The organism is Pseudorhodoferax sp. Leaf267, assembly GCF_001422405.1.
Classification (GTDB): domain Bacteria; phylum Pseudomonadota; class Gammaproteobacteria; order Burkholderiales; family Burkholderiaceae_C; genus Pseudorhodoferax.
This window is the reverse complement of the sequence record NZ_LMMV01000012.1, coordinates 903,740-924,139: the sequence shown is the minus strand read 5'-3', so window position 1 is coordinate 924,139 and position 20,400 is coordinate 903,740. Positions and strand designations below refer to the sequence as shown.

Sequence of the window (20,400 nt, the reverse complement as noted above, 5' to 3'; positions counted from 1 at the left end):
AATGCTCAGCGCGGCTTCCTGGGGCGCAGCCCCAGCTTGTCGCGCTGGCGTTCCAGGCGCTCGGCCTTGCGCGCGTTTTCACGCTCCACGGCCTTGCGCTTGGTGTAGCCGCTGCTGTCGGCCCACGCCCACCACAGCACGGCCAGGCCGAAGGGCGCGGCCACGGCCCACCAGCTCCAGGTGGCGAACGGGCCGATCTCGAGCCACCGCAGCGCGAGCAGCACGATTCCGATTCCGAGCAGGTACATGGCAGCCCTTCACACCAGTCCCACCGCGGCCTGCAGCGGGAACCTGTCTTACTACAATGAATCGAAAGACTGTACCCCAACCCCCAACGAGGAAAAAGATGAAACGTGCTCTGCTGACGGTGGCCTTGCTGGCCGGCTTTGCGGCTGTTCCCGCCTGGGCGGACCAGGCCCTGGCCACGTCCAAGAACTGCATGACCTGCCATGCCATTGACAAGAAGCTGGTCGGCCCGGCCTACAAGGCCATCGCCGAAAAATACAAGGACGACAAGGGCGCCGTCGACAAGCTGGCTGCCAAGATCGTCAAGGGCGGCTCGGGCGTCTGGGGCCCGGTGCCGATGCCGGCGAACCCGCAGGTCAACGAGGCCGATTCGAAGAAGCTCGCAGCCTGGGTCATGAGCCTGAATTGAGCCTGGGCGCCAACGCAAAAGCCCGCTGCATGCAGCGGGCTTTTTTGTGGGCGCGATCCGGCTCAGTACGCCTGGCCCAGCTGCTCCAGGATGGCCGGGTTCTCCAGCGTGCTGGTGTCCTGCGTGATCGCCTCGCCCTTGGCAATCGACCGCAACAGCCGCCGCATGATCTTTCCGCTGCGCGTCTTGGGCAGGTTGTCGCCGAAGCGGATGTCCTTGGGCTTGGCGATCGGGCCGATCTCCTTGGCTACCCACTCGCGCAGCGCCTTGGCGATCTGTTTGGCCTCGTCGCCATCGGGCCGCGCGCGCTTCAAGACGACGAAGGCGCACACGGCCTCGCCTGTCACGTCATCGGGCCGGCCCACCACGGCAGCTTCTGCCACGAGGTCGGTCTTGGACACCAGGGCCGACTCTATCTCCATGGTGCCGAGCCGGTGGCCCGAGACGTTGAGCACGTCGTCGATGCGGCCCGTGATGCGGAAGTAGCCGCGGTCCGTGCTGCGCACCGCGCCGTCGCCGGCCAGGTAGATGCGCCCGCCCATCTCCTCGGGGAAGTAGGCTTTCTTGAAGCGCTCGGGGTCGTTCCAGATCGTGCGGATCATCGACGGCCAGGGCTTCTTGATGACCAGCATGCCGCCCGCGCCATCGGGCAGGTCCTTGCCGGTCTCGTCCACGATGGCGGCGGCGATGCCGGGCAGCGGCAGCGTGCACGAGCCCGGCACCAGCGGCGTGGCGCCCGGCAGCGGCGTGATGACGTGGCCGCCGGTCTCGGTCTGCCAGAAGGTGTCGACGATGGGGCAGCGCTCGCCGCCCACGTTCCGGTGGTACCACATCCAGGCCTCGGGGTTGATCGGCTCGCCGACCGAGCCCAGGATGCGCAGGCTGGTGAGGTCCCAGTTCTTCGGGTGCACTTTCTCGTCGGTCTCGGCCGCCTTGATCAGCGAGCGGATTGCCGTGGGCGCCGTGTAGAAGATGCTGACCTTGTGCTTCTCGATCATCTGCCAGAAGCGCCCTGCGTGCGGGAAGGTCGGCACGCCCTCGAACACCACCTGCGTGGCGCCGGCCGCCAGCGGGCCGTAGGCCACGTAGCTGTGGCCGGTGATCCAGCCGATGTCGGCCGTGCACCAGAACACGTCGTCCGGGCGCAGGTCGAAGGTCCAGTCCATCGTGAGCCTGGCCCACAGCAGGTAGCCGCCGCTGGCATGCTGCACGCCCTTGGGCTTGCCGGTGGAGCCCGAGGTGTAGAGGATGAACAGCGGGTGCTCGGCGTCCACTGCCACCGGCGGGCAGTCCTCGCCCTGCCCGGCCAGCGCCTCGTCGAAGCTCTTGTCGCGGCCGGCCACCTTGCTCCAGGCCGTGCGCGTGCGCTCGTAGACCAGCACGGTCTTGAGCGTGTCGCAGCCGCCCAGCGCGATGGCGTCGTCGATGATGGACTTGAGCGGCAGCTCCTTGCCGCCGCGCAGCTGGTAGTTGGCGGTGACCACGGCCACGGCGCCCGCGTCGATGATGCGCTCCTGCAGCGCTTTGGCCGAGAAGCCGCCGAACACCACGGAATGCGTGGCGCCGATGCGCGCGCAGGCCTGCATGGCGACGATGCCCTCCACGCCCATGGGCATGTAGACGACGACGCGGTCGCCCTTGCCCACGCCCTGGGCCTTGAGCGCATTGGCGAAACGGGCCACGCGGCCCAGCAATTCGCGGTAGCTCACGCGCAGCACCGTGCCGTCGTCGGCCTCGAACACGATGGCGGTGCGGGTCTCGACCGGCGTGCCCATGTGCTTGTCCAGGCAGTTGGCCGAGACGTTGAGCTGGCCGTCGTCGAACCAGCGGTAGAACGGCGCGTTGGACTCGTCCAGCACGAGCGTGAAGGGCGTCGTCCAGACCAGGTTCTCCTGCGCCAGCCGGGTCCAGAAGCCGTCGCGATCGCGTTCGGCCTCGTCGCACAGGGCCTGGTAGGCCGCCATGCTGGCGATGCGGGCGCCCTGCTGGGCGGCGGCAGGCGGCGCAAACACGCGGTTCTCGACCAGCACGGATTCGATGGCACTCATGGATTTGTCTCCTCTTGTAGGCGATGGAACGGGCCGCCGCGACTGTCGCGGCCGGCCTTGACAGCAGGCTGACAACCGGCCGGGCATTCATTTTGCGTGCACGCGGCGCTCCTACAATCGCGCCCTTTCGCCAACCCTCCAACCCATGTCAGAACCCATACCGTCCAAGGCTTCGCCGATGCGCCCGCTGCCCAAGCTGATCTTTGCCAGCCGTTGGCTGCAGCTACCGCTGTACCTGGGCCTGATCGTCGCGCAGGCGGTCTACGTCGTGCACTTCCTGGTCGAGCTGACGCACTTGGTCGAGGCCGCGTTCGGCAGCGGCCCGGCGCTGCAGGCGCTGATCAACAGCATCGGCTACAAGACCGACGCGCCCATCACCACGCTGAACGAGACCGTCATCATGCTGGTGGTGCTGGCGCTGATCGACGTGGTCATGATCTCCAACCTGCTCATCATGGTGATCGTGGGCGGCTACGAGACCTTCGTGAGCCGCATGAACCTGGAAGGCCACGAGGACCAGCCCGAGTGGCTGAGCCATGTGAACGCCTCGGTGCTCAAGGTCAAGCTGGCCATGTCCATCATCGGCATCAGCTCGATCCACCTGCTCAAGACCTTCATCAACGCCGACAACTACACCGAGAAGGTGCTGCTGGCGCAAACGGCGATCCACATCGCCTTCCTGTTCTCGGCGATGGCGATCGCCTACACCGACAAGATGATGTCGGCCACGGAGAACGCGCGACACTGACAGCCAGAAAATAAGTCATGACTTGACATGACTTAGACCAAAAAGTTAGAATCGCGCCCCTCTTAACAGCCAACTGAGTATGTTGGCGCTTCGGTACTACTCGCGGATCTCCTTGCATCCCGTCGCGGTACCGAAGGCTCTCGCAGGGCCTGGCCCTGCATCCCCGGCCGGTTCTTCCGGCCACCCGACGCCGCGTCGCGCCATCGCCTTCAGCCCCCTCGACCAGGCCCGCTGATCGCCCCCTTGGCGCCCGACAGGCTCTGGTTGCGTCGTCTCTCGTCGTCTTCAGTGCCTGCCCGTGCGGCTGCGGATCGCGGCCGCCTGCCTCGTGGGCGGCCTGATACAGAACACGAACCGGGAGGACTGCCGCATGGCAAAAGACATCCACATCGACCACGTTTTCAAGGTGTTCGGCGACGAACCCGAGGAAGCGCTGGCCCTCGTGCGCCAGGGGCTCAGCAAGCAGGAGATCCTGGCCCAGACCGGCCAATCCATCGGTGTCTTCGACGCCAGCTTCGACATCCAGGCGGGCGAGATCTTCGTGATCATGGGCCTGTCGGGCTCGGGCAAGTCCACGCTCGTGCGGCTGCTCAACCGGCTCATCGAGCCCAGTGCCGGCCGCATCGTGATCGACGGCGCCGACATCAACGAGCACTCCGACCGGCAACTGCGCGCGCTGCGCCGCAAGGACATCAGCATGGTGTTCCAGTCGTTCGCGCTGATGCCGCACATGACGGTGCGCGAGAACACCGCCTTCGGCCTGGAGCTGGCCGGCGCCAGCAAGCGCACGCGGCTGGAGCAGGCCGACCTGGCGCTGGCCCAGGTGGGCCTGGACGGCTGGGGCGACAGCTACCCCGATGAGCTGTCGGGCGGCATGCAGCAGCGCGTGGGCCTGGCGCGCGCGCTGGCGTCCGACCCGTCCATCCTGCTCATGGACGAGGCCTTCTCGGCCCTGGACCCGATCATCCGCACGGAGATGCAGAGCGAGCTGATGCGGCTGCAGCAGGTCAAGCGCCGCACCATCGTCTTCATCTCGCACGACCTGGACGAGGCGATGCGCATCGGCGACCGCATCGCCATCATGAAGGACGGCCAGGTCGTGCAGGTCGGCACGCCCGAGGAGATCCTGCGCCAGCCCGCCAACGACTACGTGCGCAGCTTCGTGCGCGGCGTGGACGCGGCCGCCGTGTTCAAGGCCGGCGACATCGCGCGGCGCAGCCAGGTCGTGGTGTCGGAAAACCCGAACCGCGGCGCGCGCCCCGCCCTCAAGATGCTGGAAGACCTGGACCGCGACTATGCGTACGTGGTCGATCCCAAGCAGCGCTTGCTGGGCATGGTCTCGGCCGATTCGCTGCGCACGGCATTGAAGCACCACGAGGGCACGCTGGGCCTGCAGCACGCCTTCCTGCCCGACGTGCAGACCGTGCCGGCCGTCCACCCCGTCAACGAACTGTTCGGCCAGGTCGCGCAGTCGCCCTGGCCCCTGCCCGTCATCGACGACCAGGGCCGCTACGTGGGCGCGATCAGCAAGACCACGCTGCTGCGCTTCATGGACAAGGGCACGGACTGACCACACGAGGACACCACATGCAAGACCACAACACCACCACCTCGATCGCCCAGGCCGACGCCAACCCCTGGGACGCCGCCGGCACGCCCGCCGCACCGGTTGAGACACCCGCGGCCGACCCCTGGGCCAGCCCGCAGCCCGCGCCCGAAGCCGGCTCGGCCTGGGGTGGCTCCGAGCCGGCTGCCGGCGCCGACGACTGGCTGGACGCGCCCGCCACGGCCCTGGACGGCGCCGACGCCGCAGGCTTTCATTTCTCGCAGCTGTGGGACGGCTCGCTGCCGGTCGAGTCCTGGATCAACCAGGGCCTGGCGTGGACGGTGGAGCACTTCCGCCCCTTCTTCCAGACCGTACGCGCGCCCATCGACACCACGCTGGCCAGCGTCGAGGCACTGCTGCTGTCCGTGCCCACCCTGGCCATGGTCGCGCTGCTGGGCCTCATCGCCTGGCAATGCGCGGGCCGCGCGATCGCGCTGGGCGGCGTGGTCTCGCTGCTGCTGATCGCCATGCTGGGCATCTGGCCCGAGGCCATGACCACGCTGTCGCTGGTGCTCACCTCGCTGGTGTTCTGCCTCGTGATCGGGCTGCCACTGGGCATCCTGCTGGCCGCATCCGACCGCGCCAACCGCATCATGCGGCCGCTGCTCGACGCGATGCAGACCACGCCGGCCTTCGTCTACCTGGTGCCGGTGGTGATGCTGTTCGGCATCGGCAACGTGCCGGGCGTGATCGTGACCATCGTGTTCGCGCTGCCGCCGCTGGTGCGCCTGACGACGCTGGGCATCCGCCAGGTGCGGCCCGACCTGATCGAGGCCGCGCGCTCCTACGGCGCCTCGCCGTGGCAACTGCTGACCAAGGTGCAGCTGCCGCTGGCCATGCCTTCCATCATGGCCGGCATCAACCAGGCGCTGATGCTGTCGCTGTCCATGGTGGTCATCGCCTCCATGATCGCCGTCGGCGGCCTGGGCCAGATGGTGCTGCGCGGCATCGGCCGGCTCGACATGGGCCTGGCCACCGTGGGCGGCCTGGGCATCGTGCTACTGGCCATCACGCTGGACCGCATCACCCAGGCCATGGGCCAGCCGCGCCGCGGCGCCCGCCACTGGTGGCAGACCGGCCCGGCCGGGCTGGTGCTGCGCGCGCTGCGGCCCGCGCCGGCCAAGCCAGCCCCGGCTGTGCACGAACCCGAAAGCGCCGAGCTCGCACTCGCCGCCCGCATCCATTGATCCACCCTCCAAAAGGAACCGACCCCATGCATTTGAAGCCGACCTTGCGCGCCCTGCTCGCCACCACCCTGATCGCTAGCGCAGCCACCGCCGCCATGGCGCAGGACCTGCCCGGCAAGGGCGTGCGCGTGCAGCCGCTGCAAAGCTCGATCGCCGAAGAAACCTTCCAGACCCTGCTGGTCTCGCGCGCGCTCGCCAGGCTGGGCTACGACGTGCAGCCCATCAAGGAAGTGGAATACCCCACGGCCCATGTCGCGATCGCCAACGGCGACGCCACCTTCATGGCCGACCACTGGGACCCGCTGCACGCCGACTTCTACAAGAACGCCGGCGGCGACGCCAAGCTCTCGCGCACGGGCCAATACTCCACCGGCGCGGCCCAGGGCTACCTGATCGACAAGAAGACGGCCGACCGCTACAAGATCACCTCGGTCGACCAGTTGGCCAAGCCAGAGATTGCCAAGCTGTTCGACACCAACGGCGACGGCAAGGCTGACATGACGGGCTGCAACCCTGGCTGGGGCTGCGAGGCCGTGATCGAGCACCAACTGGACGCCTACAAGCTGCGCGCCCACGTGAGCCACACGCAGGGCAGCTACGCCGCGCTGATGGCCGACACCATCGCCCGCTTCAAGGCCGGCCAGCCCATCCTGTACTACACCTGGACGCCCTATTGGGTGAGCGGCGTGCTGCGGCCGGGCCAGGAAGTGGTCTGGCTAAAGGTGCCGTTCTCCTCGCTGCCCGGCGAGCAGAGCAAGCTGGACACCAAGCTCGCCAGCGGCCAGAACTACGGCTTCGTCATGAACACGCAGCGCATCGTGGCCAACAAGGACTTCGTGACCAGGAACCCGGCCGCGGCCAAGCTGTTCGAGGTGATGCAGTTGTCGGTTTCCGACATCAACGCGCAGAACCTGCGCATGCGCGACGGGCAGAACAAGCCGGCCGACGTGGAGCGGCATACCGATGCGTGGATCAAGGGCCACCAGAAGACGTTCGACGGCTGGATCGATGCGGCGCTGAAAGCAGCTGACTGAGTCGCTGAACGTACTCGCAAGGCCACCTCCGGTGGCCTTTTTGCTGTTCGAACGCACGTGCGTGCCGCTCCCGGCCGGGCTCGACCGCGGCACAAGTTAACGCCCTGACCGCATTCCGGCGCCCTGGGCTCGCCACGTCACAAAGCCGACGCAATCTGCCCAGGCCCAACCCGAACAATGCGCACCATCCCCGGGGCAGCGCTGCCAGGCCGCGGCCGGGGACCGGTGTCTGGCGAACCTGCGTTGCCCCGTCCACCGCCCCATGCGCAACGCAAGGCCACCGGCGAGCCGCTTCCATCCGCCAGTCCGACCCCGAAGGGGCCATGTCCATGCAAGCAGTGTCCCGTTGGCTCTCCCGCTTGTCCGAATCGCGGCGCAACTGGCTGGTGCCGGCAGTGGCCATCGCCGTGCTGACCAGCGGCCTGTTCGTCGGCCATATCCAGCAGGACCTGGAAGACAGCCGCGCCCAGGCCAGGGTGCGCGTGCAATCGGTGGCGACGCTGCGCGTGAGCCAGGCGCAGGACTGGGTCGAGCAGCAGATGCGGCTGGCCGACTTCCTGATGGACAGCAGCTACCTGGGCGACCTGTTCATGCGCTGGCACAACCGCCAGGATGCCGAGGCCGGCCACAACCTCATGGCCCGCGCCACGCGCTTTCGCCAGGCCAACGGTGCCGACACCGTCTTCGTGCTGGACGCGCATGGGAGGATCCTCGGCAGCGAGCACCCCGCCGACCCGGAGCCCAGCCCGCAGCTGCTGGCCGCGCTGCAGCAGGCGGTGGCCGAGCGCATGCCGGTGCATACCGCCATCTACCGCGCCCCGTCTGCCGCCATGCGCGTGCACATGGACGTCGTGATTCCGCTGCTGGCCACCGGCCCGCAAGCGCGTGGCGCCATCGTGCTGCGCATCGACCCGCGGCGCACGCTCTACCCGCTGCTGGCGAGCTGGCCCGTGCCCACGGCCACCGGCGAAGCGATGCTGTGGCAGGTGCGCGATGGGCAGCTCGCCGCGCTCAGCGACGCCCGCTTCAAGCCCGACGCCGTCGGCGCCCTGGTGCGCCCGCTGCCGTCCCAGGGCCCCCTGGCCTCGCCCGGCGCGCCACGTGTGGCCAGCGGGGTCATGATGGGCAAGGACTACCGTGGCGTGGACGTGATGGTCGCGGTGCAGCCTGTGCCCGGCACGGACTGGTGGCTGGCAGCGAAGATGGACCTGGCGGAGATCGACCAGGGCGAGTGGGAACACGCGGCGTGGATGTTCGCCGGGCTCGCCCTGGGCCTGGCCGGCATGGTGTTGACCGTGCGCTGGTGGGCCATGCGCCAGCAGTCCGCGCAGGACCGGCGCGATCTGGCCGCCAACCGCCGCCGCCTGGAAATCCTGGGCATGCTGGAAGCCATCACCACCAGCAGCACCGACCTGGTCTTCGCCAAGGACCTGCAAGGCCGCTTCATCTTCTACAACGCCGCGTGCGCCCGCATGTTCGGCAAATCGGCCGACGAGATGCTGGGCCGCACCGTGGCCGATCTGATCGGCGACGAAGCCGCTCGCCGCCTGGCCCCCAACGACGAAGCCGTGCTGCGCACATTGCAGCCGCTGGTGTTCGAGGACGCCATCCCCACGCCCGGCGGCATCATCTTGCTGGAATACACCAAGATGCCGCTGTGCGATGCCGAGGGCCGGTTGATCGGCCTGTTGACCATGGGCCGCAACGTGACCGAGGCGCGCCGCACGCAACAGGCGCTGCGCGACAGCGATGCGCAATACCGCGGCGTGGTGACGGTGCTCAGCGAGGGCGTGGTCGTCAGCGACGCACAGGGCTGCGTGACCAGCTGCAACCCCGCGGCCGAGCGCATGCTGCGCTGCGCGCCGGGCCAGAGCCTGCCGCCCGCCGGCTGGCGCCTGCTGGACGCACACGGCATGCCGCTCGCGGCCGAGGCCACGCCCCACGCCCGCGTGGCCGCCGGCCACAGCGCCGAAGCCGACGTGGAGCTGACCCTGGTCGATCCGCAGGGCCGCAAGACCTTCTTTTGCGTGAACGCCATGCCGGTGCAGGACGCGGCCACAGGCCGGCTGCTGTCGGTCGTGACGTCCTTCGTCGACGTGACGCGCCGCCACCTGATGGAGCAGGACCTGCAGGACGGCCACGCCCGGCTGGAGCAGCACGTGGCCCTGCGCACCGCCGAGCTGCAGGTGGCCAACCGCGCGCTCGAAGACGCGGCGCACTTCAACCGCACGGTGACCAACTCCATCCCCGGCCACGTGGCGTACTGGGACGCCGACCGCACGTGCCGCTTCGCCAATGCCGGCTACGCGGGCCGCTTCGGGTTCACGCGCGACAGCATCCTGGGCCGCGGCGAAACCGAGGTCTACGGCGCCGAGCACGCGCTCATCATGCCGGCCATGAACGCCGCGATGCAGGGCCAGGCGCAGAAGTACCTGCGCGACGTGACCATCGACGGCCAGCCCGCCGTGTTCCATGTGCACCTGGTGCCGCACCTGGACCCGAGCGGCGACGTGCTCGGCGTGCTGGTGATGACCTTCGACATCACCGACCTCAAGACCGTCGAGCAGGCGCTGCTGGACACCAACGAAGAGCTGGCCGTGGCGCGCGACCGTGCCGAGGCCGCCAGCCGCGCCAAGAGCGCCTTCCTGGCCAACATGAGCCACGAGATCCGCACGCCCATGAACGCCGTGTTGGGCATGACGCACCTGATGGCGCGCGACGCCACCGACCCGCGGCAGCGCGACCGCCTGGGCAAGGTCGACGACGCGGCACAGCACCTGCTGCGCATCATCAACGACATCCTGGACCTGTCCAAGATCGAAGCCGGCAAGCTCACGCTGGAGCACCGCCCGTTCGCGCTGCGCGATGCGGTCGGCTCGGCCGTCGGCATGCTCAGTGCCACGGCACGCAAGAAGGGGCTGGCCTTCGACCTGGATCTGGCCGGCCTGCCCGACGCCGTGCACGGCGATGCGACCCGCGTCTCGCAGATGCTGCTCAACCTGGTGTCCAACGCGATCAAGTTCACCGAACAGGGCGGCGTCACCGTGCGTGGACAGACGGTCGAGCACCAGGGCCAGCGCGTGCGCGTGCAGTTCGAGGTCGGCGACACCGGCGTGGGCATTCCGGCCGAGCGCCACGGCCGCATCTTCGAGAGCTTCGAGCAGGCCGACACCTCCACCACGCGCCGCTTCGGCGGCACCGGCCTGGGGCTGGCGCTCACGCGGCAACTGGCGCTGGCCATGGGCGGCGACGTGGGCGTGCGCAGCGCGCCGGGCCTGGGCAGCCAGTTCACGGCCAGCGTCTGGTTCGACCTGCAGCAGCCCGGCCGCGCCGCACCCGCCACGCTCGCCGCGCTGCGCCAGGACAGCGCACGCACCGAGCGCGACCTGGGCCAGTGGCTGGCCGTGCTGCGCGAGCTGCATGGCGGGCGCCGCGTGCTGCTGGCCGAAGACAACCCGGTGAACCAGGAAGTGGCGCGCGAGCTGCTGCAACTGGCCGGCCTGGAGGTGGACGTGGCCTGCCACGGCGCCGAGGCGGTCGCCATGGCGCTGGAGCAGGACTACGCCGTGGTGCTGATGGACATGCAGATGCCCGGCGTGGACGGCCTGCAGGCCGCGCGACAGCTGCGCGCCGGCGGCTGCCAGACGCCCATCGTGGCCATGACCGCGCACGCCATGGCCGACGACCGTGCCGCCAGCCTGCAGGCCGGCATGCTGGACCACCTGACCAAGCCCGTCGACCCGTCGGCGCTGTACCAGACACTGCTGCGCTGGATGCCCACGCCGGTCGCACGCCAGGACAGCGAGCTGCTGGAGCTGGCCTGACGGCACTGGCGCATCCACCGGATGCACGATGCCCCGGTGCGCGCGCGGTGGCCGCCAAGCCGTACTGCCGCGCATGCACACCTGCACCACCGCGGCCACGCGGCCCGGGGCCCAGCGCAACGACGCCGCCCGGCTGTTCGGCTACAACATGTTCATCCCCTTCGCTCGCGGCCCGGCACCACGCGGCAGCCTGAGCGATGCGTCGGACCTGGCGCGCCGCCTGCGCGAGCGCGACTTCATAGTGTTCCAATCTCCAGGGTGTGCAGGACGTGGGCTTCAGCGCCGATGCTTCACTGAACGCCCTCCGCGCCCGGCCTCAGCGCTTGCCGTCCGGCCCCTCGCGCACACGCCGGTCGAAGTTCTGCGCGCATTGCTGGTAGCCCTTGTGCTCCTGCTCGAACTTGGCCACGGCATCGCGGTCGGCCTGCTCGAAAACCTGGCCCACGCCCTGCTCCACCGGCTCGAAGCCGCGGTAGGCGAACAGCAGCTGCTGGCGCGCGTTGAGCGCCATCTGCGCCTGCTCCAGGCTGCAGCCGCACACGTCGCGCGTGACGCGCAGGTAAAAGCGCGCCTTGCGGTCGAAGCCGTCACCTTTGGCCAGGTTGTCCAGCAGCGTCTCGTCCAGCGGGTAGAGCTGGGCGATGCAGCGCGTCATGTACGACTCGCGGTCGACGGTGATCCTGGGCGCGGCTTTCTGCGCAGGGGCGAGCCCTGGGGCCAGCAACAGCCCCACCAGGGCGAGCGCGCGTAAGCAGTTCAATTCGGCTCCTCGTGCCGTGTCGTCAAGGCGGGCATCGTAGCCCGCCTGCGCCGCTAGTTGCGCAGGAACGCGAGCAAGGCCTCGTTGAACGCGCTCGCATGCGACACGTTCAGGCCGTGCGGCGCACCGGGCACGGTGACGAGCTGGCTGTGCGCCACGGCGCGGTGCGTGCGCAGGCCCGAACCCTCCACCGGCACGATGGCGTCCGCATCGCCGTGCAGCACCAGCGTGGGCACCGTCACCTTCTCGAGGTCGTCGCGGAAATCCGTGGTGCCGAAGGATTCCATGCAGGCCAGCGCTGCCGGCTGCGCCGACTGGTGGCACAGCGCGACGGCGGCCTGGCGCTGCTGCTCGGTCACCTGCAGCGTGCCGCCGGCCGAGAAGAAGTCGCGCGTGAACTGCTCGAAGAAGGCGCCGCGGTCCTGCTCCAGGCCGGCCTTCATCTCCTGCGCCTTCTCGGGAGTCAGCGGGCCCTCGGGGTTGTCGGGGCCCTGCATGAGGTAGGGCGGCACGGCCGCGGCGAACACCACGCTGTGCAGGCGCGACTCGCCATGGCGCGCGATGTAGCGCGCCACCTCGCCGCCGCCCATCGAGAAGCCGACCAGCGTCACGTCCCGCAGGTCGCGTTCGTCCAGCACGCGGGCCAGGTCGTCGGCCAGCTCGTCGTAGCCATAGCCCGACGCGGGCTTGTCGGAGCGGCCAAAGCCGCGCCGGTCGTAGGCCACGACACGGAAGCCCGCGGCCTGCAGCGCGCCGGTCTGCGACTCCCAGGCCTGCGCGGACAGGGGCCAGCCATGGATCAGCACCACCGGCCGGCCAGTGCCGCCCGTGTCGTCGACGTGGAGCTGCACGCCGGATGCAGCGGTGCCGTCCGCGTCACCCGCATGGCTGGCCGCGATGCTGGCCGCAGCCGTGCCGACGGCACCCGCCACGCTGCCGATGGCCGCGCCCACGACCACGCCCACCGGGCCACCCAGCGCCACGCCGATGGCCGCACCGGCCGCCGTGCCGGCCATGGCGCCGCCCCCCACGAGCACGGAATTCGCCTCGCGCATGACCTCGGCCGGCCCGAGCGGCAGCTGTGCGTCCGCCCGCGGGTCCTGCGAGGGAATGCCGTAGCCGGGGCGGGCCTGTTCGGCCAGGTTCTGGTCCACGGCCGGCGCGCCTGGATGAGGTTGCGTGGGTACGTTCATGGTGTTCTCCTTGGAAGTCGTGCGAGCGTGCGTCGCGAGCGTTCCGTTGTACGCCGCACGGCTCCGTGGCGCAGCCGTCTGCCAGGCCGCACGCGTGTCGGACGCGCGCCCACATCCACAACCTCAGCCGGCAGGCTTGCGCGCGCGGGCCATGCCGTCGATCAAATGCCGCGCGCCCAGGCCGAGCGGCCGTTCGCGCGACCACACGATGTCCACGCACAGCGTCTGCGCGTTGGCCAGGCCCTCGAGCGGCAGCAGCGCGAGCGTGCCGGCGTCCAGCCGCCACTGCACGATGCTGCGCGGCAGCCAGCCCCAGCCCAGGCCCGCCTCCAGCAGGCCGCAGGCGGCCTCGGGGCTGTCGGTGTGCCACTGGTGGCGTGCGAACAGCACGCGCGTGTCGGCCACGCCGGTGTCGCGCCCGGCGATGACGACCTGGCGCGTGGCCGTCAGATGCGCCTCGCCCAGCGGCTCGGCTGCGTGCATCAGCGCATGCCGCGGCGCGGCCACGGCCACCAGGGTCTCGTCGCCGACCTGCTCGAAGCCCTCACGGCCGTCGAGCAGCGGGCGCTCGAACACCAGCGCCAGCTGCACGCGGCCGGTGTGCAGCAGCGCCAGCGCGTCGGTCTGCGGCGCCACCAGCACCTCCACGTCGAGCAGCGGGTGCTCGGCCGCCAGCACCGCCAGCGGGCCGCTCCAGCGCGCCGACAGCAGCTCGGGCGCGATGGCCAGCGTGAGCCGTTTCTCCAGGCCCTGCGTGAGCGACAGCGCATGGGCATCGAGCGCGCGCAGCTGCAGCGCCAGCTGGCGCGCCTGCGGCTCCAGCGCGCGGGCGGCGGCCGTCGGCTGGGGCTCGCGCCCGCCGCGGTCGAACAGCGGCAGCGCAAGATCGGCCTCCAGGTTGGCGATCGCCATGCTGACGGCCGAGGGCACGCGCTTGAGCGCGCGCGCGGCCGCCGAGAAGGAGCCGTGGTCGAGCACGGCGAGGAACACGGTGACGCTGTCGGAGCTGAAGGCCATGCGGCCAATTTACTTCGTAGCCAGCGCGACAGGGGCGCCCTCAGAACCCGTACAGCGCGGCGGGGTTGTCCACCAGGATGGCGCGGCGCACCGCCTCGTCGGGCGCCCACCCCGACAGCAGCGCCGCCAGGGCCGTGTTCGATGGCGGCGGCACCCGGCCCGGGTGCGGCCAGTTGCTGGCCCACAGGCAGCGGTCGGGGTGCGCGCGCACCAGCGCCCGGGCCAGCGTGGACACGTCGTCGTAGCCGGGCGGGCCGGCCCTGGAGGTCTCGTAGGGCGCCGACAGCTTGATCCAGCGGTCTTTGCGCGCCAGCACAGCTAGCAGTGCTTCGAAGGCCGGATGCTCCGGCGCCACGGGTTCGAGGAACTTGCCGTTGTGGTCGATCACCACCTTGCACGGCAGGCGGTCGATGACGGCCTGGCGCTGCGGCAGGTCGCGGCCGTCGAGCTGCAGGTTGAGGTTCCAGCCCAGCGGCGCGATGCGTGCGGCCATGGCCTCGATGCTGTCCCAGGAGACGATGCCACCCGCGTTCGGAATCGTCATGTAGCGCACGCCGCGCACGCCCTGGGCATGCAGGCGCTGCAGCTCCGCATCGCTGGCGTCCGGCGGCACGATGGCGATGCCGCGCGCCGTGTCGCCCAATTGCGCCAGGGCCTCCAGCATGCAGCGGTTGTCGAAGCCATAGGCCGTGGGCTGCACCAGCACCACGCGCTGCAGCCCCAGCGTGGCCTGCACCTCGCGGTAAGCCGAGAGCGGGCCGTGCGGGGGCTGGGAGACGGCGCTCGGCGCGACCGGAAAGCCTTGCTCGTAGACATGCACATGGCAGTCGCAGGCGCCGGGCGGAAAAGGTGCAGCGGTCATGGATTCCTTCCTGGGGTAATGGGAAAGCGGGCCTGCAGCCGCAGCGCCTGCGCCGCGTTCACGGCGCCGGGCGGGATGCGACCCTGCACGATGGCGGCGACCTGCGCGGCCGTCTCCAGCGACTGGTGCTCGATGGCCGGCGGCGTGAGCCCGCCGATGTGCGGCGTGGCGCGCACCAGCGGGTGGCGCGCCAGCGCCGGGCTGGGCATCTGGTCCGGCGCGCGGCCCACGTCGAGCGCGCAGCCGGCGATGCGGCCGGCGTCCAGCGCGCGCAGCAGCGCGGCCTCGTCGACCAGGTTGCCGCGCGCGGCATTGATGAAATACGCCGTGGGCTGCATGGCGGCGAAGGCGGCGGCGTCCATGAGGTTCTCGGTCTGCGGCGTGGCGGCGGCCAGGCACACCACGAAATCCGATTGCGCGAGCAAGGTGGCCAGCGGCATGGCCTCCACCTCCGCCGGCAGTTGCGCGAACGGGTCGGCCACGCACACGCGCATGCCGAAGGCCCGCGCCAGGCCGGCGAGGTACCGGCCGATCTGGCCGAAGCCGACGATGCCCAGCGTGGCGCCGCGCAGCTCGCGCCCCATGCGCACTGTGGGCGCCGCGCCGGCCTGGGACTGCGCGATGGCCGGGCTCAGGTGCCGCGCCAGGTCGACCATCATGCCGACGATCCATTCGGACACCGAGGCCATGAAGCCCGCGCTGGCCTGCGTGACCAGGATGCCGTGCGCGCTGGCCGCGGCCACGTCGACATTGCGGATGTCCACGGCGCAGCGGCAGAACGCCACCAGCTGCGGCAGGCGCGCCAGCAGGTCGGCGCTGCCTTCGGCGCGCCGGTCGCTCACGATGATGTCGCAGCCCTGGGCTGCTGCAGCCAGCGTCTCGGCCGTGAAGGCCTCCTCGGTCGTGCAGCGGCGCACCGTGGCCACGGCCTCCAGCGCCGCCAGCGCGCGTGGGCCGTAGTAGTTCTGCACCGCCGTCGGGCTGTGCGTCAGGAAAACGGTAGGCCGGGTTGTCACGCTTGCTTTCTGGCAGACCGGGCCGGCGCGGCCACGGACTCGCGCTCCACCAGGTCGGGTTGGAAGATGAACTCAGCGGGCGCGATGCCCGGGTCGGCCAGGCGGGCGATGACGCGGTCCACCAGCGTGCGCGCCATGTCGGGCACGGGCAGGCGCACCGTGGTCAGGCCCGGGTTCATGAGTGCCGAGAGGAACAGGCCGTCGATGCCGACCACCGACACATCACGCGGCACCACGAGGCCCGCATCGCGCAGGCCCGCCAAGAGGCCGAAGGCCATGAGGTCGTTCACGGCCACGATGCCGGTGGGCCGCTGCGGGTCGGCCGCGATGCGCGCGGCCAGCATGCGGCCCAGATCGGCCATCTGCGAATCGCCGTAGCCGTCCTGCATGCGGCCTTCGACCACCTGGGCGCTGCCGGCCAGCCCGGCGGCCTGGGCCGCGGCCTGGAAGCCCTTGACCTTCTCGCGCCGGCTCATGGTCTGGCCCGAGGCGGTGGCGAAGGCCAGCCGCTGGTGGCCGTGCGCGATCAGGTGCGCGGTGGCCAGCTGCGCGGCCGCCAGGTTGTCGACCGTCACGTGGTCGATGGCCGGCGCGGCACCCGGTGTGGCGCGGCGGTCGTAGCTCACCACCACCAGGCCACGCTGCTGGGCCTGCTCGAAATGCTGCTCGTCGAGCTGCGAGGAGATCATGATCACGCCGCGCACGCCGTGCGACAGCAGATCGTCGAAGAAGCCGGTCTCCACGTCCTTGTCGCGGTAGGTGTTGCCCAGCATCACGCGGTGGCCGTGCTGCTGCTGGGCCACCGCCTCGACCTCGCGCGCGATGAAGCCGTACATGGGGTTGGCGATGCTGGGCACCAGCAGCCCCAGCATCGGGTTGTGCCCGGTCTTGAGCTGCTGGGCCGCGCGGCTGGGCCGGTAGTTCAGCGCCGCGACGGCTGCCTGCACGCGCGCCAGCGTCTCGGCGCCCATGCGGTCGGTGCGGCCGTTCAGCACGTTGGAGACCGTGCTGATCGACACGCCGGCGTGCCGCGCGACATCCTGGATGGTGCTCAAGCCGCTATCCCAGGAAGTAATGCGGGATCCACGAGGCCAGGCCCGGCACGAAGATCACCAGCAGCATCACCAGCACCTCGGCCAGCATGAACCACCAGACATGGCGGTTCACTTCCGAATAGCTGGTCTGCGCGATGCTGGTCGTCACGAACAGCAACGGCGCGGTGGGCGGCGACACGGCGCCGATCTGGTTGCACATCACCATCACCAGGCCCATCTGGAACGGGTCGATGCCGTAGACCTTGCTGATCTCGATGGCCACCGGCGCGAACACCAGCAGCACCGCCAGCGAGTCGACGAAGGTGCCGAGCACGATCATCACGATGGCCACCAGCAGCAGCACCACGGTGGGGTTCTGCGAGAACGAGGTGACGAACTTGACGGCGCCGTCGTTGAATTCCAGGTAGCCCAGCAGCCAGCCCGAGGCGCCCGCCACGGCGATCACGCCCGAGACCATGGTGGTCATCACGGCCGCGTCGAGCAGGATGCCCGGCAGGTCGCGCCACTTGATCTTCTTGTAGACCACCATGCCCAATACCAGCGCGTACAGGCAGGCCACGGCGCCGGCCTCGGTGGCCGTGAACACGCCGGTCAGGATGCCGCCGACGATGATCACCGGCCCCAGCAGCGCCGGCCACACCTCCACCAAGGACTTGCCCACGGCGCGCCACTTGAACTGGCCGTGCGTGACGCGCAGTTCCGGGTACTTGGGGTGGTAGGTGTAGATCTTGATGGTCGCCATCAGGAACAGCCCGACGAGGATGCCCGGGATGATGCCCGCCAGGAACAGCCCGCCGATCGACACCTGCGCGATGGCGCCGTACACCACCATCACCATGCTGGGCGGGATGATGGCCCCGATGGTGCCGGCCGTGGCGATCAGCGCGGCCGAGAAGCCGGCGTTGTAGCCCGACTTCTTCATGGTCGGGATCATGATGGCCGAGATCGCCGACGCATCGGCCGTGCTGGAGCCCGAGATGCCCGCGAACACCATGCTGGCGACCACCGACGCATGGGCCAGCCCGGCGCGCAGGTGCCCCACCAGCACGCGCGAGAAATCCACCAGCTGCTGGCTCATGCCGCCGGCCGACATCAGGCCGCCGGCCAGGATGAAATACGGCAGCGCCAGCAGCGTGAACGAGTCGAGTTGCGCGAACATCTTCTGCGCGAACAGGGGCAGCACCAGGTCGGGCACGGCCGCCACGCCCACGTAGCCCACCAGCGCGATGGCCAGCAGGATGGGCATGCCGGCCAGCATGGTGCCCAGCATCAGCGCGAACAGGAACCAGATCATGCGAGCCTCCCGCGCAGTGCGGCCAGGCGACGCAGCGCCACCAGCAGCAAATAAGCGCCGCCCAACACCATGCCGGCATAAGGCCCGCTCATCGGGATCTCCAGGCCCGGCGATTCCTGCAGGTGCGCTACCTCGGCCACCATCCAGCCCAGCACGATGAGCGACAAGCCGAACGCGGCCCACAGCAACTCCATCGTGAAGTCGAACACCAGCCGCGCGCGCGGCGGCAGCATGTCGCAGAAGGTCTCGATGTACAGGTGTGCGCCACGTTGCAGCGCGATCGGGATGCCGATGAACACGATCCAGATGTGGCCGAAGATCTGCGCCTCCTCGCTCCAGCTCAGCGAGGAGTTGAAGGCGAAGCGGTTGACCACCTGGATCAGCGCGATGACGACGATCAGGCCCATGAGGGCGACCACCAGCCATTCGGCCGCGCGGTCGATGGCGTGGAATACGCGGTGCATCACTGCGCGCGGATCTGCTTGAGCAGCGCCTCGGCGCCGAAGTCCTTGGCCAGATCGTCCTGCGCCTTGAGTGCGGCCTTCTGCAGCGGGGCGATGTCGATGTCGTTAACCTTCATGCCCAGCTTCTTCACGGCGGCCAGCGACTCGGCCTCGCGCACGGCGGCCAGGGCGCGCACCTTGCGGCCTGCATCGTCTGCCGCCTTGGTGACGACTGCCTGCTCGGCCGCGCTGAGCTTGCGCCATTCGGACATGGACAGCGCCAGCACCACCGGGTCCATCAGGTGGCGCGTCATCGCCATGCAGCACGACACCTCGTTGAGCTTGAACGACAGCGTGGTCGCCGCCGTGTGCTCGTAGCCGTCCAGCACGCCGCCCTGCAGCGAGGTGTAGATCTCGCCGAAGTTCATGGGCGTGGCATTGGCGCCCATGGCGTTGATCGCGGAGACGAACACCTTGGTCGGGATGGTGCGGATCTTCAGGCCCTTGAGGTCGGCGGCCTGCTTGACCTCCTTCTTGGCGGTGATCACGTTGCGGTAGCCCCAGCTCACGCCCCAGCTCAGCACCTTGAAGCCGCCCTTTTCCATGTCGGCGCTGAGCTGCTGGCCGACGGGGCCGTCCAGCACCTTGAGCGCATGCTCGTAGCTGGTCCACACGAAAGGCAGGCCCAGCACGCCGACGCGCTTCACGAAGGACGCGTACTCCGCCGCACCGCCCGTCGTGCCTGCTGCGCCCGAGCCCAGGCGCATGGCCTCGATGACCTCGCGCGACTGGCCCAGCTGGCTGTTGGGGAACACCTTGACCTCCAGCGACGGCGAGGCGGCATTGACCATGTTGGCGAATTCGGTCGCCAGGAAGGTGTTGTCCACGCCCAGGTCGGCCGGGCCCGCGGTGTGGATGCGCAGCAGGCGCTTGGCAGGTGCCTGTGCACCGGCATGGCCGGCGGCAAGGGAGAACGCGAGGATCAGCGCGGCGGAAAGAAAGCGTTGCACGGTGGTCTCCTGATCGTTGTAAATCGATTTAGTAAAACGATACATCGCTCCCAGGAAATGCAGCGTCGGGTTTATCCGGAGCGGCGCCGGCCATCGGCAGCGCGCACGCAGGCCTGCGCCATCCGAGCGGCGCGTTCTTGACTCATCAGTCAAACTGACATGACCTGACTTCTTCTTTCAGCCCGCGACGCATACAGTCCGGGCCATCATGCAAGGAATTCAACGCAAAGTCGTCTACGTCACCCTCTACGAAGGGTTCGCCATCCTGTTCGCCAGCATCGGCCTGGCGGCGCTTTCGGGCGCAGGGGCCGGCCAGTCCACGGTGCTGGCCACGGCCTCGTCCCTCGTGGCGGTGGTCTGGAACCTGGTCTTCAACACCTTGTTCGAGGCTTGGGAGGCACGCCAGCCCGTGCGGGGGCGCTCGGTCGCGCGGCGCATCGGCCACGCATTGGGCTTCGAGGGCGGGCTGGCGCTGTTGCTGATCCCGCTGTTCGCCTGGTGGCTGGACATCAGCCTGTGGGAAGCGCTGCTCTACGACGCCGCGCTGCTGCTGTTCTTCCTGGTCTACACCTTCGTCTTCAACTGGAGCTTCGACCGGTTGTTCGGCCTGCCGGCGTCGGCTGCTGCGGCGCAACCTGTGGCGTAGGG

The 20,400-nt window shown here is 69.5% G+C and carries 18 protein-coding genes; 7 read left to right on the top strand and 11 right to left on the bottom strand.

Features of this window, described 5'->3' with window-relative positions; genetic code table 11:
- Positions 1-5 precede the first annotated feature (5 nt).
- Complete coding sequence (locus ASF43_RS16145) at positions 6-248, bottom strand: TIGR04438 family Trp-rich protein (RefSeq protein ID WP_056183037.1); 243 nt, start codon at positions 246-248, stop codon at positions 6-8.
- Between the two features lie 98 nt (positions 249-346).
- Between ASF43_RS16145 and ASF43_RS16140 the strand changes: the two genes are divergently transcribed.
- On the top strand, positions 347-655 hold the full coding sequence (locus ASF43_RS16140) for a c-type cytochrome (RefSeq protein ID WP_056183035.1): 309 nt from the start codon (positions 347-349) through the stop codon (positions 653-655).
- A gap of 62 nt (positions 656-717) precedes the next feature.
- Here ASF43_RS16140 and acs read toward each other — a convergent pair whose 3' ends face one another.
- A complete protein-coding gene (acs, locus tag ASF43_RS16135; protein ID WP_056183033.1) occupies positions 718-2,703 on the bottom strand; it encodes an acetate--CoA ligase in 1,986 nt (661 codons plus the stop codon).
- Between the two features lie 145 nt (positions 2,704-2,848).
- Here acs and ASF43_RS16130 point away from each other — a divergent pair, with 145 nt between their 5' ends.
- From ASF43_RS16130 to ASF43_RS16110, 5 genes are all read left to right on the top strand, one after another.
- The gene (locus tag ASF43_RS16130; protein WP_056183030.1) at positions 2,849-3,451 is read left to right on the top strand and encodes a YqhA family protein; all 603 of its coding nucleotides are present in this window, start codon (positions 2,849-2,851) and stop codon (positions 3,449-3,451) included.
- Positions 3,452-3,821: 370 nt separating this feature from the next.
- Positions 3,822-5,021 (top strand): glycine betaine/L-proline ABC transporter ATP-binding protein ProV, encoded by a 1,200-nt coding sequence (gene proV, locus ASF43_RS16125; protein WP_056183483.1) that lies wholly within the window; start codon positions 3,822-3,824, stop codon positions 5,019-5,021.
- Between the two features lie 17 nt (positions 5,022-5,038).
- A complete protein-coding gene (proW, locus tag ASF43_RS16120) occupies positions 5,039-6,244 on the top strand; it encodes a glycine betaine/L-proline ABC transporter permease ProW (protein ID WP_056183029.1) in 1,206 nt (401 codons plus the stop codon).
- A gap of 26 nt (positions 6,245-6,270) precedes the next feature.
- The gene (proX, locus tag ASF43_RS16115) at positions 6,271-7,278 is read left to right on the top strand and encodes a glycine betaine/L-proline ABC transporter substrate-binding protein ProX (protein ID WP_056183027.1); all 1,008 of its coding nucleotides are present in this window, start codon (positions 6,271-6,273) and stop codon (positions 7,276-7,278) included.
- Positions 7,279-7,607: 329 nt separating this feature from the next.
- Positions 7,608-11,102 carry a PAS domain-containing protein gene (locus ASF43_RS16110; RefSeq protein WP_156373337.1) on the top strand — a complete coding sequence of 1,165 codons (3,495 nt, stop codon included), beginning with the start codon at positions 7,608-7,610 and terminating at the stop codon, positions 11,100-11,102.
- A 316-nt stretch (positions 11,103-11,418) separates the two neighbouring features.
- On the opposite strand, the gene ASF43_RS16105 is transcribed toward ASF43_RS16110, so the two are convergent.
- The 9 genes from ASF43_RS16105 to ASF43_RS16065 form a co-directional block, all read right to left on the bottom strand.
- Positions 11,419-11,862, bottom strand: a complete 444-nt coding sequence (locus ASF43_RS16105) for a hypothetical protein (protein ID WP_156373336.1) — start codon at positions 11,860-11,862, stop codon at positions 11,419-11,421.
- Between the two features lie 53 nt (positions 11,863-11,915).
- Positions 11,916-13,055 carry an alpha/beta fold hydrolase gene (locus ASF43_RS16100; RefSeq protein WP_235578259.1) on the bottom strand — a complete coding sequence of 380 codons (1,140 nt, stop codon included), beginning with the start codon at positions 13,053-13,055 and terminating at the stop codon, positions 11,916-11,918.
- Positions 13,056-13,178: 123 nt separating this feature from the next.
- Positions 13,179-14,072 carry a LysR family transcriptional regulator gene (locus tag ASF43_RS16095; RefSeq protein WP_056183020.1) on the bottom strand — a complete coding sequence of 298 codons (894 nt, stop codon included), beginning with the start codon at positions 14,070-14,072 and terminating at the stop codon, positions 13,179-13,181.
- 40 nt (positions 14,073-14,112) lie between these two features.
- A complete protein-coding gene (locus tag ASF43_RS16090) occupies positions 14,113-14,934 on the bottom strand; it encodes an amidohydrolase (RefSeq protein WP_056183016.1) in 822 nt (273 codons plus the stop codon).
- On the bottom strand, positions 14,931-15,950 hold the full coding sequence (locus ASF43_RS16085) for an NAD(P)-dependent oxidoreductase (protein ID WP_056183014.1): 1,020 nt from the start codon (positions 15,948-15,950) through the stop codon (positions 14,931-14,933). Before ASF43_RS16085 ends, ASF43_RS16090 begins: the two co-directional genes overlap by 4 nt.
- Positions 15,947-17,005, bottom strand: a complete 1,059-nt coding sequence (locus ASF43_RS16080; protein WP_056183012.1) for a LacI family DNA-binding transcriptional regulator — start codon at positions 17,003-17,005, stop codon at positions 15,947-15,949. The genes ASF43_RS16085 and ASF43_RS16080 overlap by 4 nt, the downstream gene beginning before the upstream one ends.
- Before the next feature lie 4 nt (positions 17,006-17,009).
- Positions 17,010-18,299 carry a TRAP transporter large permease gene (locus ASF43_RS16075; protein ID WP_056183009.1) on the bottom strand — a complete coding sequence of 430 codons (1,290 nt, stop codon included), beginning with the start codon at positions 18,297-18,299 and terminating at the stop codon, positions 17,010-17,012.
- Complete coding sequence (locus ASF43_RS16070) at positions 18,296-18,763, bottom strand: TRAP transporter small permease (RefSeq protein ID WP_056183008.1); 468 nt, start codon at positions 18,761-18,763, stop codon at positions 18,296-18,298. The genes ASF43_RS16075 and ASF43_RS16070 overlap by 4 nt, the downstream gene beginning before the upstream one ends.
- Complete coding sequence (locus ASF43_RS16065) at positions 18,763-19,752, bottom strand: TRAP transporter substrate-binding protein (protein ID WP_056183005.1); 990 nt, start codon at positions 19,750-19,752, stop codon at positions 18,763-18,765. Before ASF43_RS16065 ends, ASF43_RS16070 begins: the two co-directional genes overlap by 1 nt.
- A gap of 208 nt (positions 19,753-19,960) precedes the next feature.
- On the opposite strand from ASF43_RS16065, the gene ASF43_RS16060 reads away from it, so the two are divergent.
- A complete protein-coding gene (locus ASF43_RS16060) occupies positions 19,961-20,398 on the top strand; it encodes a PACE efflux transporter (RefSeq protein WP_056183003.1) in 438 nt (145 codons plus the stop codon).
- Positions 20,399-20,400: the final 2 nt, after the last annotated feature.

Excerpts from the sequence above, each read along its gene's own strand:
- ASF43_RS16145 (WP_056183037.1), bottom strand. The coding sequence starts at position 248 with ATGTACCTGCTCGGAATCGGAATCGTGCTGCTCGCGCTGCGGTGGCTC.
- ASF43_RS16140 (WP_056183035.1), top strand. The coding sequence starts at position 347 with ATGAAACGTGCTCTGCTGACGGTGGCCTTGCTGGCCGGCTTTGCGGCT.
- acs (WP_056183033.1), bottom strand. The coding sequence starts at position 2,703 with ATGAGTGCCATCGAATCCGTGCTGGTCGAGAACCGCGTGTTTGCGCCG.
- ASF43_RS16130 (WP_056183030.1), top strand. The coding sequence starts at position 2,849 with ATGTCAGAACCCATACCGTCCAAGGCTTCGCCGATGCGCCCGCTGCCC.
- proV (WP_056183483.1), top strand. The coding sequence starts at position 3,822 with ATGGCAAAAGACATCCACATCGACCACGTTTTCAAGGTGTTCGGCGAC.
- proW (WP_056183029.1), top strand. The coding sequence starts at position 5,039 with ATGCAAGACCACAACACCACCACCTCGATCGCCCAGGCCGACGCCAAC.
- proX (WP_056183027.1), top strand. The coding sequence starts at position 6,271 with ATGCATTTGAAGCCGACCTTGCGCGCCCTGCTCGCCACCACCCTGATC.
- ASF43_RS16110 (WP_156373337.1), top strand. The coding sequence starts at position 7,608 with ATGCAAGCAGTGTCCCGTTGGCTCTCCCGCTTGTCCGAATCGCGGCGC.
- ASF43_RS16100 (WP_235578259.1), bottom strand. The coding sequence starts at position 13,055 with ATGAACGTACCCACGCAACCTCATCCAGGCGCGCCGGCCGTGGACCAG.
- ASF43_RS16095 (WP_056183020.1), bottom strand. The coding sequence starts at position 14,072 with ATGGCCTTCAGCTCCGACAGCGTCACCGTGTTCCTCGCCGTGCTCGAC.
- ASF43_RS16090 (WP_056183016.1), bottom strand. The coding sequence starts at position 14,934 with ATGACCGCTGCACCTTTTCCGCCCGGCGCCTGCGACTGCCATGTGCAT.
- ASF43_RS16075 (WP_056183009.1), bottom strand. The coding sequence starts at position 18,299 with ATGATCTGGTTCCTGTTCGCGCTGATGCTGGGCACCATGCTGGCCGGC.
- ASF43_RS16070 (WP_056183008.1), bottom strand. The coding sequence starts at position 18,763 with ATGCACCGCGTATTCCACGCCATCGACCGCGCGGCCGAATGGCTGGTG.
- ASF43_RS16060 (WP_056183003.1), top strand. The coding sequence starts at position 19,961 with ATGCAAGGAATTCAACGCAAAGTCGTCTACGTCACCCTCTACGAAGGG.